Here is a 14,702-nt window from a genome sequence, read left to right as displayed (position 1 = left end):
GCGTGCTCATCCGAAATCTTCCCTCCCGGCAGGGAACGAACTGCCGGGAGGGAAGAACCTCGTCACCACTTGCCGGAGGTGACGATCGCCTTCATCTGCTCGATGGTCAGCGGTGGCTGCGGCGCGTAGATCTGGCCGCCCGGCGTGCCGATCACGGCGCCTCGGGGGTCCTCCTGGTTGCCGACGTGCAGGAGGATCATCGTGCCGTCGGGCCGCTCGATGCCCGCCATGTACGACACCGCGCCGGTGTCCGGCCGCGCGGTGCCCGTCGCCAGCCGGGAGCCGTCGGGCAGCGTGGTGACGTCGCAGTTCTCCGTGCGGGCGAGGCGGCACCACTCGCTCGGCTCGGAACGGTTGGGATGGATCGTCAGGGCGAAGCTCCCGGTGATGCCCGCGGAGGTCAGGGTTCCGCCGACGAGCGCGGTGGGGTTGGGGCCCAGCTCCGCCGGTTGTGGTGTTTTGACCGAGCCCGTCCCCGGCGGCTCCGGGTTCCTCGACGGGGCACCTCCTGGCAGGGTGGTCTTCATGGTCGCCTCGAACGTGGCGGTGTCGCCGAGCACCACCCTGAACCGGGCGATCAGGTCGTCCGGCGAGGTGGGGACCGGGTTGCGCGCCGGGGTCGTGGACAGTGCGGTCGGCGGATCGGCGATCTGCGTGCCGGAGTCGGCCGGCATCAGCCACACCACACCCGCGGCCAGGCACGCCACCGCGACGACGGTGGCCGCGACGGGCACCAGCCGCACAGCCCTGCGCCGCCGCACGACCGGGGCGCGGTACGCGGCCTCGGCGTCGACCTGCCGTTCCAGCTCGGCGAAGGCGTCGTGGAGAGTGCGCAGGTCGCTCATGAGGTCTCCTGGAAGTCCGGGGCGGTGGCGGTGAGGTCGATGCGCAGAACGTTGAGTGCCCGATGGATCTGGCTGCGCACGGTCGGTTCCCGGCACCCCAGCTGTGCCGCGATCTCCCTGTCGGACAGGCCCGCGTAGTAGCGCAGGACCACGGCCGCGCGTTGTTTTCTGGGCAGGCCGGCGAGGCGGCTGATCATCGCGTCCCGCTCGGCCCGCTCGTCCGCGCCGTCGGAGACCACTCTCGGCTCGATCTCGGCGCGCGGGGACGTGCGCGTCAGCCTCCTGCGCCAGGACAGGTACTCGTTGACGACCATCCGCCGCACGTAGGCGTGCGGCTCGTCCATCTTCGAGATCCGTTCCCAGCGCTCGAACGCCCGGCCCAGCACGTCGCTCACCAGGTCCTCGGCCAGCCATGTCCGGCAGGTCAGGACCATGGCGAACCGCATCAGCGCGGGACGCTGCCTCGCCACGTACTCGGCAAACTCCACCGGCCACTCCAGATCGTCGACTCGCCTTCGATTTCGACCCCTAATGGAGAAGTGGCCCCCAACGTTGCATTCGGTCTCCTGACAGTTGCCGGGAGCCCCCACGCACGCCAACGGGGGAGCCCTCCGGACCTGAGGTCCGGAGGGCTCCCCCGTTCGATGGGTCAGGCGAAGGTCAGGAGCACTTGCGCCCGTCGTTCACGCACTTCACGATCTTCGCCATCGTCTGGTCGGAGTTGACGTTGGCGAAGTCGTTGTGGTCGGAGAACGGGTTGTGGTTCTCCTCCGGGAACGCGTCGAGCTGGTACTGGCCCTTCTGCTGGATGTCGCGGGAGATGTTGTAGGAGATGCTGATCCGCAGCTGAGGGATGGCCTTGAAGCCCTGCGGGCACGCGCCGGTCTGCTTGTCGGCGAACCGGACGTGGTCGCGGTGGTTGGCGCTGTCCGCGTTCTTGCCGTCCCAGCAGCCCGCGAAGTCGTGCACGCGCATGACCTTGCTGCCGTTCGGGCAGATCACGTACTTGTCGGACAGACGGTCCTCGAACCCGCTGCAGGTCCACGTGGCGCGGGCGTTGGCGGGGCCGCGGCTGGTCGGCTTGGCGTCACCGACGACCATCTTCAGGAACTTCGGCATGCCCGTGACCTTGCTGGTCGCGTTGCCGCGGTACTCGATCTTCACCTCGGCCGGCCGGACGATCTTGCCGTTGTTGCCGACGAGCTCCAGGTTCTTGCCGGTGGGAGCGGCCAGCGGCGGCGCCGGGGCGACGGTCGTGGTCGGCGCGGCGGTCGTGGTGGTGGCACCGCCGTTGTTGTTGCCGCCGTTGTTGTTCTCGTTGCCGTTGTTCTCGTTGCCGCCCTCGTCGCCCTCGTTGAGGCCGCACTTCGCGAGGCGGTCCAGTCCCTTCGGCTTCTCGGCGTTGCGGCCGATCGCGATCGCGATCCGGTCGAGGGTCGCGACGCGCTTGTCCTTCAGCGGCCCGAGGATCGCGTTGTCGATGAAGTTCGGGCCTCCCTGGCCCTTGGTCTTCACCAGGCGCTGGTTGGCCTCGGCGATCTGCTTGTCCAGCTGGTTGAGGTTGTCGTCCACCTCGTCCAGAGCCTGGTCGGGCACACCTGGCAACGCCTCGCGCACCGACGGGCACTTGATCGTCGGCGTGGCGGCGTCCTGCTCGGCGCCGTTCTGCTCCGCGCCGTTCTGCTCGGCCTGCTGGAGAACGCCGTCCGCGGCGAACTTGTGCGGCTTCGAGTGGTTGCTGCCGTTGCCGTGACCGCCACCGTGGCCGTGGCCCCAGCGCAGGTCGCAGTCGGCGAGCGGCGTCAGGTTCGGCTTGCGGCCGGATCGGCTCAGAGCGTTCGCGATGCGTTCGAGGGTGGCGACGCGCTTGCCGCGCAACGGGCCGAGAATGGTGTTGTTGACGAAGTTCGGGTCGGCCGGGTTCTGGGCGCTCGCCACCCGGTCGCTGGCTTCCTTGAGCTGCTGCGAGAGCTGCTGGAGGTTCCGGATGATCTCGTCGCGCACCCGCTGCGGAACGGCGGGCAGGCGCTGGGCGACGCCCGGACACGCGACCTCGCCCGGGCCGTTCTCCTTGATCTTGTCGGGGTTGGAGCCGACGTCCTGCGGGTTGGCCTTGGTGTTGATGCGCACGACCGGCCAGAAGTAGGACGAGCGGTCACCGTTGCGGCAGGTCGTCTCCGCGTCGACCAGGCTCTCGTCGGTCGACTCGGCGCTGATCGACTGGTTGCCCACGAAGTCGTGGACGTGCTGCGCGCCGTGCTTCAGACCCGGCTGGGCGACCGGGTTGTCGGCGCTGAACTTGTTGGTCTCGTTCGTGCCGCAGTCGACCCTGAAGACGCCACTGGCGCCGTTCTTGCCGATCTTCGGCTCGACGACGTTCTTGCTCACCTTTTCGATGGGCGCGAACGCACCGAGCGGCGCCGGCTCGCCGTCCTTGGCGGCCAACGCCACCGTCGCGGTACCCGCTGCGACCACGGCTACCGCCGACAATGATGCGATCAGGCGAAACTTCCGTCTGTCCGTCACGCGGTGCGTCATGCGTACTCCTCGTTCATGCGGCGCATGAACGGGAGTACGTACGGAGAGGTTCATCGGCTCAACCGAATTGTTACTTGTCGCGGGCAACCAGGCGGACCGTCACCACCGCAGGGCGCTGAGCTCACGGATCAGGACGGGCGAGAGCGTCCCGTCGGCGGTGGTCATCGCGTGGCCGACACCGGGAAGCACGACGCGGTGGCCCACGACGGACGCGAGCTGGTCGGTCGCGTGGCAGGGCACCTGGGGGTCCAGCTCGCCGCAGGTCAGAAGCACGGGCATCCGCGGCAGCCCGCGGGCGACGTCGGGCGGGAAGATCGCGTCGTCCGTGATCACGAAGCGGCGGCTCGGTCCCGCCAACGACTGGAAGAGCGCGGCGAGCGGTGCGGGCATGGCCGTGGTGTCGACGGCGCGGCCGCCTCGCAGATCCGCGACGGCCACGTCGATCGACCGGTCGATGATCTCCGCTTCCTGTTCGGTCAACGCACCGGCGGCGACGAGTTGGGCGATCTGGTCGTGCAGCTGCGTGGCGAGCACGTCCAGCAGCCGCAACGACTGGGGCTGGAGCATGATCAGCGCGGCGGCGCGCTGACGCGGAGGTGCCTGCGCGGCGAGCACCAGTGCCGTCATGCCTCCTTCGCTGTGACCGGCCAGCGCCACCCGGTGCCGGGCCACCTCGGCCCGGCGCTGCAGGAGGTCGCGAGCCGCCGCTGCCTGGCGCACGAAGGCCGGGTAGTCGAGGTCCTGGGGGTGCCCGGCCCAGGCTCCCAGTCCCGTGCGGCCCGTTCCGTACTTGTCGAACCGCAGGCTCACCACCCGGTCGCGGTCCAGCGCGGTGGCGAGGTCGCGGAGGGTGTTCGGCGTGAGCGAGGGCGGCTGGTTGCCGTCGCGGTCGGTGGGACCGCTGCCCGGCAGCAGAAGGGCCGCGGGCAGACGTTCACCGCGCCGCCGGGCCGGTACGTGGAGCGTCCCGTAGGTGGTCGTGCCCTCGACCACGAAGGACACCTGCTCGTCGCGTGCGGGCAACCAGGAGTCCTGACCGCTGGCAGCGGCGGGCGTGATGCCGGCGGCCAACACAGCCGCCACCAGCGCCGAGACGACTTTGACGATCATCGGCTCGTCGCCTGCTCGACCATGGCCACCACCGCGCGAGGGTCGTCGACCTCGACGACCAGACGGGTGTAGTGCTCGTCCGCCAGCTCCACGACCACGGCCTTGAGCCCGTCGCGGACCGCCCAGAAGACCTTCTCCCCGTCCTGGTGGAACGTGCCGGCCGTGATCACCCCCGGCAGGTGCGTGCCCGGCGCCCGCACCCCCTTCGGCTCCCCCAGGATTCCCGGATCGACCGTGGCACCCCGCACGTGGGCGAGCGGGATGGTCAGCTTGCTCTTCAACGACCACAACTTGTCCAGGCCGTTCATCTCCACCACCAGGTCCTGGCCTTGCACGCTGATCGTCGCCATGTCAGATCTCCTTGCCCGGCACCGCTTCCGGCGCATCGTGAGTGATGGGGACGTCGTGGCGCGCGAGATCCGGCCGGCCGCGCAGCCATCGGCCCAGCAGCACCTCGGTGGCGCGCGGGTCACCCGTCGCCTCGTCGACCTCGGCGAGGACCGCCGACACCAGGCCGGCGACCTCGGGGTCGTCCGGCGCCCGATCGACCGCGGCCACCAGCAGGAAGTCCCACGCGGGCACGTGGTCCGGCTGGGCGGCACGGGCCAGGTGCGGGCGGACGTCCTGCTCGATGTGCCGGCGCAACGCCGCCAGGTACAGCCCGCGTTTGCTGCCGAACACGCCGTAGAGGCTGTTGCGGTGCACTCCGAGTCGAGTGACCAGGTCGTCGATCGAGACACCGTCGTAGGCACGGCGGGCGAACAGGTCGGCCGCCGCGGCCACGGTCTCATCGACGTCGAAAGACCTGCGTCGTCCCATGTGACGACCGTAGCGTTTTCAGGAACGGTCAGTCAAGAACAACCGTTCCTAAAAAGTGGCACGGCACGCGGACGGGCCCGCCACCGCAGGGGTGACGGGCCCGTTCCGCGCGTTGCGGGATCAGCAGTTGCCGAGCAGACCCCAGTAGATCCACACGCCCGAGGCCCCGCCGGAGATGTTCCCGTGGGCCCACGTCAGGTCAGGGCCGCCGGACTCGAAGACGTCAAAACGCCGGCCGCGGTGCACCTGGCCCAGCGGCGTGCCTTCCGGCGTCTTGCGATAGATGACGTTGTTCTCCTGAACGCAGACAACCGACTGTGCGGACATCGGCGCCGCCGAAGCGCTGGACGCCCCGGCTGTGATCAGCGTGGCGCTCACGGCGAACACAGCGGCCAATGCGGCGAACTTCATGCGTTGAACTCCCCAGTGAAGAAGTGATTCACGACCCAGGTCGCAATACCGGCCCAGCCTCGATGACACCCCCAATTGATGGCCATCGAGGCCGGACCCGTGATGTGTATAGCGTGGTCGTGTTGTCAGGCGCCGGAGAGCGGCGCACCGGACAACACGAATCCGAGGAGAGACATCAGGTGCCACGCCCGGAGCGACCGCTGGAGCTCGATGGGACGGCGCTGGTCGAGTTCGCCGTTGACCTGCGACGTCTGCGTCAGGACGCCGGTGGTCCGTCCTACCGCGAGCTCGGGAAGCGCGGCGGCTACTCCGCGACGACGCTCGCCGAGGCCGCCGGCGGGCGCAGGTTCCCCAGTCTCGAGGTCACGCTCGCCTACGTCCGCGCCTGCGACGGCGACGTCGAATTGTGGGAGCAACGGTGGCACTCTCTCGCGACCGAACTCAACGCGACCGTTGTCGCCGAACCGGAGGATTACGACCAGGCGCCCTATGTCGGACTTTCCGTCTATCGCGCTGAAGACGCGTTTCGGTTCTTCGGCAGGGAACGCCTTGTCGACGATCTCCTCGCTCTGGTGGAACGGCAGAAGTTCGTCGCGGTGTTCGGGCCGTCCGGGTCGGGAAAGTCGTCCCTGATTCGCGCGGGACTTCTGCCGCGGCTGCCGGCGCACGTTCTCCGGACACCGGGTGAACATCCGATGCGGCTGGTGCCCGGTTTTCCGTCCGATCCGGAGACCGTGGTCGTGGTCGACCAGTTCGAGGAGGTCTTCACCCTCTGCCAGGACCCGGACGAACGGACGCGGTTCATCGCCGAACTGCTCGGCCGCCGGGCGGTGATCGGCGTGCGGTCGGACTTCTACACGCACTGCTGCATGGTTCCCGAGCTGGCGGGCGCGCTGCAGGACTCCCAGTTCACCGTCGGGCCGATGACGGCGGAGGAGCTGCGTCGCGCGATCACGTTGCCCGCGATGAAGGCGAACTGCACGGTCGAGAGCGATCTCGTGGCCACGCTCATCGCGCACGCCCACGGCCAGGCGGGTGTCCTGCCGTTGCTGTCGCACGCGTTGCTGGAGACGTGGCGCCGGCGCAGCGGAAACCGGCTCACGCTCACCGGGTTCCAGGCCGTCGGCGGCATCGACGGTGCGCTCGCGAAGACGGCCGAGGCGGTGTACGGCTCGTTGGACGCGCGCCAGCAGGGCCGTGCGCGGGACCTCTTCCGGCGCCTCGCCGTGCTGGGTGAGAGCACCGAGGACACCAAGCGCCGCATCTCCCCCGCCGAGCTCGACGACGACCACGACACCGCGGTGGTGCTGGACAGGTGCACCGCCGCACGGCTCGTCGTGCGCGACACGGACAGCATCGAGATCACGCACGAGGCGTTGATCCGCACGTGGCCCCGGTTCCGGGACTGGCTCAGCAACGACCGCGACGGGCAACGCGTCCACCGTGAACTGACCCACGCCACCGACGTGTGGGAGCAACTCGACCGCGACCGCAGCGCGCTGTACCGGGGAGCCCGGCTGGCGACCGCCCGCGAGTGGGCCACCCGGTCCCAGGCCCTCACGGCTCGCGAACGGGCGTTCGTCGAGGCCAGCACCGACGCCGAAGCCGAGGAGCACGTGGTGGCGAGACGCCGCGCGAAACGCCTCGGCTACCTGGTCGGAGTGCTCGCGGCGCTGCTGGTCGTCTCGGCGGCGACGACGTTCTACGCGGTGCGGGCGCGCAACGACATCACGTCGCAACGCAACAGCGCGATCGCCCAGAACCTCGCGTCCGAGGCGGTGGTGGAGCATCGTGCGAACCCGTCCCTCGGGCTGCAACTCGGTCTGGCCGCACACCACCTCGCCGCGACGCGCAAGACGCGCGACGCGGTGCTGAGCACGCTGGCGACCGTCGTGAAAGCCCACGACGAGGAGGTCTACGCGGCGACGTTCAGCAGAGACGGGACGTTGGCGACGGCGAGCCGCGACCGTTCGATCCACCTGTGGAACGTCAGCGACAGGCGCGAACCGGTCCGGCTCGGCACTCTCACCGGCCACACCGGCGCCGTGCGCGCGTTGTCCTACCGCGCGGACGGGAAGGTCCTCGCGTCGAGCGGCGACGACGGAACCGTGCGGTTGTGGAGCGACCAGAAGGAGATCGCGGCGCTGACCGGCCTGGGATCCGTGCGCGCGGTCACGTTCAGCCCGGACGGTCAGACCCTCGTGGCCGGCTCCGGCACAGGCGAGGTGTGGACGTGGAACGTCAGCGACCCGCGCACCCCCGTCCTGACCGGCACGCTGCGCGGCCACACGGACGCGGTGCGGGCGGTGGCGTTCAGCTCCGACGGCAGGACGCTGGCCACCGGCAGCGACGACCACAGCGTGCGGTTGTGGCAGGACGGCGCCGAGATCACGTCGCTGTCCGGCACCAGGCTCGACGTGTACGACCTGGCGTTCAGCCCGGACGGGCGCACGATCGCGGTCGGCAGCGGCAACGACAAACCCGTGCGGCTGTGGGACGTCTCCGACCCGCGCAGGCCTTCCGAGCACCCCTCGCTCACCGGCCACGAGGACGTCGTCGGCAGCGTCGCGTTCAGCCCGGACGGTCGTACGCTCGCGTCCGGCAGTGACGACCGCACGGTGCGGCTGTGGAACGTCAGCGATCCCGGGCACGTCACCGAGATCGCCACGTTGTCCGGCCCCGCCATCGCGATCGCCGACATCGCGTTCAGCCCGGACGGCCGGACCCTGGTGTGGACCATGTTCGACCCGACCATGCGGCTGCTGAACGCGGATCTCGACGCCGCCGTCGCCGAGGCGTGCGGGTCGGCTGGACCGCGCCTGACCGAGGACGAGTGGCGCAGGTACGTCCCGGACGTGCCGTACTCCCCGCCCTGCTGACGAACGCGGCGAGGCAGGTCGGAGATCTCGACCTGCCTCGCCGCGTTCACGAACTCTTCGTCAGCCGCGGTGCCACTTCTGGTTGGCGCCGCCGACGCAGTCCCACATGTGCAGGACGGCGTCGTTGTTCGGGTTCCACTCGGCGATGTCCACGCACTTGTTGGCCTGCGGGTTCACCAGGTCGCCGTTCCCGTTCAGCACGAACTGCTGTGCCGCGTTGCCGGAGCAGGTCGCGAGCTGCACGGCCGCGCCGTTGTCCCGCGAGCCCCACGCCACGTCCATGCACTTGTTGTTCTCCGTGCGCAGCGTGCCGCCGGTGAACTCGAACTTCTGGTTCGTGCCACCCGTGCAGTTCCACACGATCAGGCGCTGGCCGTCGGCGAAGTTCCAGTTCGGCACGTCGATGCACTTGCCGTGCCAGTCGCTGACGATGCTGCCGGTGGTGGCGGGCGGAGGCGTCGTGGAGCCGCCGCTGAACGGGGTGAGGATGATGCCGGCCGAGCGCGGGTCGCCGTCGTGCACCAGCGACTCCTGGGCCTGCACGTCGTCGAACGCGAACCCGTACGCCTTGCCGTCCACCATGTTCTGGTGCACCAGCCGCGAGTAGTGGTTGGTGATCGCGCCCTGGTAGAAGTCCGCGGGACCGCCGCCGGGCTGCACGTCGATGCGGCCGAGCGTGGAGCGGTGCAGTGCGGCGCACAGGGTGCGCGCGATCGGGCCGACGACCTGGTCGTTGGGAGCGGCCAGATTGCCGTCGCAACCCCACACGTTCGACGTGGACGGCTTCTGGAACGACGCCACCTGCTGGCCGGCGCTGTTCCTGAAGTTCATCGTGCCGCCGGACGTGCCGCCGAAGTACTTCACGTCCGGACGGTCGCCGAACGGCTGCACGGTCAGCGTCTTGGTCATGTACGCGTTCCACGCCTGGGTGATGTACGAGTCCAGGTAGTTGCGGTCGAAGTTGCCGACGTCGGCCGCCTTGCCCGGCGCGAGCACGCGCAGGACCGTGCCGTCCGAACGGGACATGACCGACCCGCCCCAGCCGGACTGGTTGCGGATGCCGTTGATGACGGCGTCCCGGCCGCCGGACTTCAGCTCACCGGTCTTCTTCGTGGCGCCGCTCGCGCCCGTCACGGTCACCGCGTGCGGGACCGCGAACATGTCCACCTGGGAGCTGTTGAGCCACAGACCCGCGTCGTTGTAGGTGAACTCGCTCCAGTCGAACAGGATGCCGCTGTTCGGGTCGCCGCCCGCCCACGGCGCCGGCTGCACCAGGCCGTCGGGCGTCAGGAAGAACTTGAGCTTCTCGCCGAACGACATGTAGACGCGGCCGGAGATGAACCGGGGCACGCGCAGCGAGGCGGTGCCGCCGGGACCGGGGCCGGCGATCGACACGTCCGGCGCGGGCGTGGGCGGGTTGCCGCCCGGCGACCACGGCGTGAACGCGCCCGCCTGGTTGACGTACCCGAGACGTCCGCTGCGGATGTCGGTACCCAGGACGTACAGGTGCACGGCCTCGGACCGGCCGCTGTTGTTCGTGACGTTCAGCGGCAGCAGGTCGGGGCCGATCGCCTGTGCCGGTGTGCTCGCGATAGCCGCCGATGCGATCGCCGCCAGTGCGGCGAGCGCGCTGAACCACTTCGTTCGAGTGCGCATCTGACTCCTTGTGCAGGGGTGCTCCGTCAGCAGGGCCCCGACCGGCATCAGGGTGGTCGGCGGCCTCCCGGTCCGAGAACTGGTCCAGACCGGTTATGAGAGCGCTTCCATGGTTGTTCGCAGATGGCAGCTCTGTCAATACCGGGCGAGAGGCGGGCAGGAGTCGGGCAGGCGGCTACCAGTCGAGTTCCACGGGGAGGAACGGCGTGCTGTCGGGAGCGTCCTTGCGGGCCTTGAGCAGCGTCTCGGCCGGAACACCGACCGGGACGCGCAACGCGGGTTCGGGGTGTTCGACCACGTCCGCCACGGCCGCCGCGACTTCTTCCGGGGTGACCGCTTCACCGCGCAGGGCGCCGACCTGGCGGAGCAGCGGCAGGTACGGGTCGTCGTCGGCGAAGAACGACTTCGCCCGTTCCGCGCCGCCGGACGACACCGCCCCCGGCTGCACGACGCTGACCTTGACGCCGAAGTGACCGGCTTCGAGCGCCAGGCCTTCGGCGATCGCCTCCAGGGCCCACTTGCTGGCGCCGTACGGCGCGATGATCGGCAGCACCACCCGGCCCTGGACGCTGGAGACGAACACCAGCCGGCCGGAACCGCGCTCGCGCATCGCGGGCAGCACGGCCTGCGCCACCCGCAACGCGCCGAACGTGTTGAGCTGGAACAGGTTCTCCACCTCGGCGATGGGGACGGTCTCGAGCGGCGCGCGCACGGTCGTGCCCGCGTTGCTCACCAGCACGTCGACCTCGCCGGCCGCGCGGACGGCCTCGTCGACGCTCGCCTGGTCGGTCACGTCGAGCCGCAGGCGCAGATCGGCGGGCAGATCGGCCAGGTCGTCCACGTTTCGGGCGGTCGCGATGACGCGGTGGCCGCGGCCGGCCAGTTCGACGGCGATGGCGCGGCCGATTCCCCTCGACGCGCCCGTGATGAGAACAGATGACATGAGAACCCTCCCGAGTCGGTGGATCCATACTATGTCGGTCGGCATACTTGGCAACGAGCTATGTCGTACGTCATACCTTCGGGGTAGGGTGGGTTCCATGGCAGGCAAGCGCTCCGACGCGCGGCAGAAGATGGTTTCCGCTGCCCGGGAGCTGTTCCGCGAGCAGGGCTACCACGCGACCGCGCTGTCGGACGTGCTGAAGCGGAGCGAGGCGCCGCGCGGTTCGGTGTACTTCCACTTCCCCGGCGGCAAAGCCGAACTGGCGGCGGAGGCGGCGGACGAACACACGCGGGAACAGGTCGAGAACATCGACCGGGCGGCTGCGGACGCCACCACAGCCGGCGACCTCGTCCGCGCCTACCTGGGACTAGCCAGGACCAACCTCACGGCGAGCGACTACCGGCAGGGGTGCACGATCGCGCCGCTGGTGATCGAGTCGACCAGCGAGTCCGACGAACTCGACGCCGTCGGCGGCCGGTCGTTCACGATGATCATCGACGCGCTGGCCGGGCACTTCTCGGCGTTCGGGATCGAGCAGTCGGATGCCCGTCTGCTCGCGCACGCGGTGCTCGCGGGGGCCGAAGGCGCTTTGATCACCGCACGGTCGTTGCAGTCGACCGCGCCGTTCGACGCCGTGCAGGCCGCGCTGGAAGCACAGGTCGCCACTGTGCAGAAGAAGTGAAGCGGCACAACGCTTTGGTTCCATGAAGAAAAGCGGGGCCGACCGAAGTCAGCCCCGCCCTGATCACCTCGTGGTCACGCCTTCACGGAGTGCTTCCCGTGCGTCCAGGACGAGGCGTCGCCGCCGTCGCCCGCAGGACCGGAGTTCCCACCGACCGTGTTGCTGTGGTTGGAGGCGTCGCCGGTCGAACCCGTGGCGCCGGTGTCACCGGAGTTGCCCGAGGTGACCTCGGTCCAGGACTTGGTGCCGTGGTTCTTCCAGTCGTGCTTCCAGCCGTGGTTCTTCCAGCCGTGGCCCTTGTGACCGTTCCACTGCTGGTGCTTGTTCTCGGTCTTCACGACCGCGGTGTTGCCACCGGTGTCGCCGGAGTTCCCGGAGTTGCCCGAGTTACCGGTCGTGGCGTTGTTCGAGCTCGTGGCGTTGCCGCCGTTGCCCGAGTTGCCGCCCTTGCCCGCAGTGGCCTCCGTGGAGCCGGAGTTCTTGTGGTGGCCCCACTTCTGGTCCTTGGACATCACGACCGCGTCGCCACCGTCACCGGCAGGTCCCGAGTTCCCACCCACGGTGTTGCTGTGGTTGGAAGCGTCACCGGTCGAACCAGTGGCACCCGTGTTGCCGGAGTCGCCCGACGTCACCTTGGTCCAGGACTTGGTGCCCTGGAACCAGTTGTGGCCCTGCTTCGAACCGATCGAGCGGACGACGGCCTTGTTGCCACCGGTGTCACCCGAGTTCCCGGAGTTGCCCGAGTTACCGGTCGTGGCGTTGTTCGAGCTGGAGGCGTTGCCGCCGTTACCCGAGTTGCCGCCCTTGCCCGCAGTGGCCTCCGTGGAGCCGGAGTTCTTGTGGTGGCCCCACTTCTGGTCCTTGGACATCACGACCGCGTCGCCACCGTCACCGGCAGGACCCGAGTTCCCACCCACGGTGTTGCTGTGGTTGGAAGCGTCACCGGTCGAACCGGTGGCACCGGTGTTGCCCGAGTCGCCCGAGGTGACCTCGGTGTGGCACTCCGCCAGCACGCAGACGCCGTAGGCGCTGTTGCCACCGGTCGCGCCGGAGTTCCCGGAGTTGCCCGAGTTGCCGGACGTGGCGTTGTTCGAGCTGGAGGCGTTGCCGCCGTTGCCCGAGTTGCCGCCGTTGCCCGCGTTCGCGTTGGCGTTCTGCGAACGGCCGGCCGCGGTGGCGTCGCCACCGTTGCCCGCGGCACCGGACTTGCCGCCCACCGTGTTGCTGTGGTTGGAGGCGTCGCCGGTCGAACCGGTCGCGCCGGTGTTGCCCGAGTCGCCCGAGCTCACCTTGGTGTGGCACTCCGCCAGCACGCAGACGCCGTAGGCGCTGTTGCCGCCAGTGGCGCCGGAGTTGCCCGAGTTACCGGAGTTGCCGGACGTGGCGTTGTTCGAGCTGGAGGCGTTGCCTCCGTTGCCCGAGTTGCCGCCGTTGCCGGCGTTCACGACCGAGTGCACGACATCGCCGACGCCGCCCAGGAGGCCGTTGCCACCCGTGTCAGCGCTTGCGATCGCCGATCCCGCCAGGAGGAAGCCTCCTGAGAACACTGCGGCCATGAGACCGCGTCGCACATAGCTGTGCATGTCGAACCTTCCTGTCAAACAAGCTTGGTGATCTGTCGGCTTGGTTGTCAGGACTGATCAACTGGGATGACTTCGGCCGTAGTAGTAGCACCACGACCCGTGCACCTGGTGGCCGGTGACCACCACGAGCGACTCGCCGCTCGGGCGAACTCCCGATCCTGCCGGGAGATCCGCGAGCACGAGGCCCGTCGATCCACCGGAGGACGCCGATCCCATCGTGCCGGGCAGAACGAACGGCACGTCAGGTGACGGCGGGGAGGGCGCCTCGATCGGTGGCGCCACGTCAGGCGCGGAGATGTGTTGCTGTTGCGGGACCTTGGCCACCGGAGCGGCCGTCGCGGCCCAGACCTCCGGTGCGACGACCGGCACCTGCGGTGTCTCCGGAACGGCGACCGGCGGCGAAACCTCCGCCGGAGCGGAAGGCTGTGCCACCAACGGTTCCGCGATCCGCGGCACCACCGGCACGTCCCGCACCGTGTTCACCACAGGGGCGAGCAACGGCTCGGTCGCGGGAGAAAGTGGTTCCAGCACCGGACTCAGCGTCCGGACGGTGGTGCCGACGACCGGCGCCAACGGCGCGAGCACCGGCTCGGTCACCGGTTCGACGGCCTTCAACACCGGCTTGAGCACCGGATCGGCCACCGCCGTGATGTCTCGAGTCACCGGCGCGACCGTGTCGGTCACCGGCGCGAGGAGGTCGGCAACGCCGCCCAGCAAGCCGGGCGAGTCACCTTCGTCAGCGCTCGCAACTCCCGCGGAGAGCAGGCCGAACCCGATCAGGAACCCGGCCACACCGAGAGTGCGGCGAAGCGCTGTGGAGCATGTCGCCTTCATGTAATCACCCCCTTTCGGCGAATCAGCACCCGTACATCAGGCATTCGGATTCACCCGATAGAGCAGATTGCACGAAAGTGGAGAAACTTTTGTTCTAGCAGCTCAACGCCACAAAATAATTCGAAACATCTATTCTTCGCTACTTTGCGACACAAAACCCGCCGTGCCATGTGGACACACGGTGATCACATCGCGGACGACATGTCGACGTCTTCAAGCGCGCAAAAAACTCCGGGAACCGCCTGCAAAAGCACGGTTCCCGGAGTCGCGGTACTACTACCTCTGGAGATGTCAGGCAGGCAGCAGGACCGAGTCGATGAGGTAGACGGTGGCGTTGGCGGTGTGCACGCCACCACAGATCACGTTGGCGTCGTTGACCTTCAGCGCGTCCTTGGAACCGCT

At 69.0% G+C, this 14,702-nt stretch carries 14 protein-coding genes; 2 read left to right on the top strand and 12 right to left on the bottom strand.

Going from position 1 to position 14,702, the window contains the following annotated elements:
* Positions 1 to 62 precede the first annotated feature (62 nt).
* From ACH413_RS45495 to ACH413_RS45465, 7 genes are all read right to left on the bottom strand, one after another.
* A complete protein-coding gene (locus ACH413_RS45495) occupies positions 63 to 845 on the bottom strand; it encodes a hypothetical protein (protein WP_360048454.1) in 783 nt (260 codons plus the stop codon).
* Positions 842 to 1,333 (bottom strand): SigE family RNA polymerase sigma factor, encoded by a 492-nt coding sequence (locus ACH413_RS45490; RefSeq protein ID WP_360048455.1) that lies wholly within the window; start codon positions 1,331 to 1,333, stop codon positions 842 to 844. Before ACH413_RS45490 ends, ACH413_RS45495 begins: the two co-directional genes overlap by 4 nt.
* 172 nt (positions 1,334 to 1,505) lie before the next feature.
* Positions 1,506 to 3,383 carry a DUF1996 domain-containing protein gene (locus tag ACH413_RS45485; protein ID WP_360048456.1) on the bottom strand — a complete coding sequence of 626 codons (1,878 nt, stop codon included), beginning with the start codon at positions 3,381 to 3,383 and terminating at the stop codon, positions 1,506 to 1,508.
* 99 nt (positions 3,384 to 3,482) lie between these two features.
* Positions 3,483 to 4,493, bottom strand: a complete 1,011-nt coding sequence (locus ACH413_RS45480) for an alpha/beta fold hydrolase (protein ID WP_360048458.1) — start codon at positions 4,491 to 4,493, stop codon at positions 3,483 to 3,485.
* Positions 4,490 to 4,843, bottom strand: coding sequence for a hypothetical protein (locus ACH413_RS45475; protein ID WP_360048460.1), 354 nt, complete (start codon positions 4,841 to 4,843; stop codon positions 4,490 to 4,492). The genes ACH413_RS45480 and ACH413_RS45475 overlap by 4 nt, the downstream gene beginning before the upstream one ends.
* A 1-nt stretch (position 4,844) precedes the next feature.
* A complete protein-coding gene (locus tag ACH413_RS45470) occupies positions 4,845 to 5,312 on the bottom strand; it encodes a helix-turn-helix domain-containing protein (RefSeq protein WP_360048462.1) in 468 nt (155 codons plus the stop codon).
* 120 nt (positions 5,313 to 5,432) lie between these two features.
* Positions 5,433 to 5,723 (bottom strand): hypothetical protein, encoded by a 291-nt coding sequence (locus tag ACH413_RS45465; protein ID WP_360048464.1) that lies wholly within the window; start codon positions 5,721 to 5,723, stop codon positions 5,433 to 5,435.
* 179 nt (positions 5,724 to 5,902) lie between these two features.
* Between ACH413_RS45465 and ACH413_RS45460 the strand changes: the two genes are divergently transcribed.
* Positions 5,903 to 8,602, top strand: a complete 2,700-nt coding sequence (locus ACH413_RS45460; protein WP_360048466.1) for an XRE family transcriptional regulator — start codon at positions 5,903 to 5,905, stop codon at positions 8,600 to 8,602.
* 60 nt (positions 8,603 to 8,662) lie between these two features.
* On the opposite strand, the gene ACH413_RS45455 is transcribed toward ACH413_RS45460, so the two are convergent.
* Complete coding sequence (locus ACH413_RS45455) at positions 8,663 to 10,258, bottom strand: beta-1,3-glucanase family protein (protein ID WP_360048467.1); 1,596 nt, start codon at positions 10,256 to 10,258, stop codon at positions 8,663 to 8,665.
* Between the two features lie 175 nt (positions 10,259 to 10,433).
* Positions 10,434 to 11,201: an SDR family oxidoreductase gene (locus ACH413_RS45450; protein WP_360048469.1), complete on the bottom strand. Its 768-nt coding sequence runs from the start codon at positions 11,199 to 11,201 to the stop codon at positions 10,434 to 10,436.
* A 97-nt stretch (positions 11,202 to 11,298) separates the two neighbouring features.
* Between ACH413_RS45450 and ACH413_RS45445 the strand changes: the two genes are divergently transcribed.
* Positions 11,299 to 11,883, top strand: coding sequence for a TetR/AcrR family transcriptional regulator (locus ACH413_RS45445; protein ID WP_360048470.1), 585 nt, complete (start codon positions 11,299 to 11,301; stop codon positions 11,881 to 11,883).
* Positions 11,884 to 11,957: 74 nt separating this feature from the next.
* Here ACH413_RS45445 and ACH413_RS45440 read toward each other — a convergent pair whose 3' ends face one another.
* The 3 genes from ACH413_RS45440 to ACH413_RS45430 all read right to left on the bottom strand — a co-directional run bounded on the left by ACH413_RS45440 (position 11,958) and on the right by ACH413_RS45430 (position 14,684).
* On the bottom strand, positions 11,958 to 13,439 hold the full coding sequence (locus ACH413_RS45440; RefSeq protein ID WP_396426081.1) for a hypothetical protein: 1,482 nt from the start codon (positions 13,437 to 13,439) through the stop codon (positions 11,958 to 11,960).
* 84 nt (positions 13,440 to 13,523) lie between these two features.
* Positions 13,524 to 14,300: a hypothetical protein gene (locus tag ACH413_RS45435; protein ID WP_360048473.1), complete on the bottom strand. Its 777-nt coding sequence runs from the start codon at positions 14,298 to 14,300 to the stop codon at positions 13,524 to 13,526.
* A gap of 291 nt (positions 14,301 to 14,591) precedes the next feature.
* Complete coding sequence (locus tag ACH413_RS45430) at positions 14,592 to 14,684, bottom strand: hypothetical protein (RefSeq protein WP_360048476.1); 93 nt, start codon at positions 14,682 to 14,684, stop codon at positions 14,592 to 14,594.
* Positions 14,685 to 14,702 lie beyond the last annotated feature (18 nt).

Source organism: Lentzea sp. NPDC020367 (genome assembly GCF_044387305.1).
Lineage (GTDB): Bacteria > Actinomycetota > Actinomycetes > Mycobacteriales > Pseudonocardiaceae > Lentzea.
The sequence above is the reverse complement of the archived record's forward strand: the minus strand, read 5'-3'. Positions and strand labels throughout refer to the sequence as shown.

Excerpts from the sequence above, each read along its gene's own strand:
- ACH413_RS45495 (WP_360048454.1), bottom strand. The coding sequence starts at position 845 with ATGAGCGACCTGCGCACTCTCCACGACGCCTTCGCCGAGCTGGAACGG.
- ACH413_RS45485 (WP_360048456.1), bottom strand. The coding sequence starts at position 3,383 with ATGACGCACCGCGTGACGGACAGACGGAAGTTTCGCCTGATCGCATCA.
- ACH413_RS45480 (WP_360048458.1), bottom strand. The coding sequence starts at position 4,493 with ATGATCGTCAAAGTCGTCTCGGCGCTGGTGGCGGCTGTGTTGGCCGCC.
- ACH413_RS45475 (WP_360048460.1), bottom strand. The coding sequence starts at position 4,843 with ATGGCGACGATCAGCGTGCAAGGCCAGGACCTGGTGGTGGAGATGAAC.
- ACH413_RS45470 (WP_360048462.1), bottom strand. The coding sequence starts at position 5,312 with ATGGGACGACGCAGGTCTTTCGACGTCGATGAGACCGTGGCCGCGGCG.
- ACH413_RS45465 (WP_360048464.1), bottom strand. The coding sequence starts at position 5,723 with ATGAAGTTCGCCGCATTGGCCGCTGTGTTCGCCGTGAGCGCCACGCTG.
- ACH413_RS45455 (WP_360048467.1), bottom strand. The coding sequence starts at position 10,258 with ATGCGCACTCGAACGAAGTGGTTCAGCGCGCTCGCCGCACTGGCGGCG.
- ACH413_RS45450 (WP_360048469.1), bottom strand. The coding sequence starts at position 11,201 with ATGTCATCTGTTCTCATCACGGGCGCGTCGAGGGGAATCGGCCGCGCC.
- ACH413_RS45445 (WP_360048470.1), top strand. The coding sequence starts at position 11,299 with ATGGCAGGCAAGCGCTCCGACGCGCGGCAGAAGATGGTTTCCGCTGCC.
- ACH413_RS45440 (WP_396426081.1), bottom strand. The coding sequence starts at position 13,439 with ATGGCCGCAGTGTTCTCAGGAGGCTTCCTCCTGGCGGGATCGGCGATC.
- ACH413_RS45435 (WP_360048473.1), bottom strand. The coding sequence starts at position 14,300 with ATGAAGGCGACATGCTCCACAGCGCTTCGCCGCACTCTCGGTGTGGCC.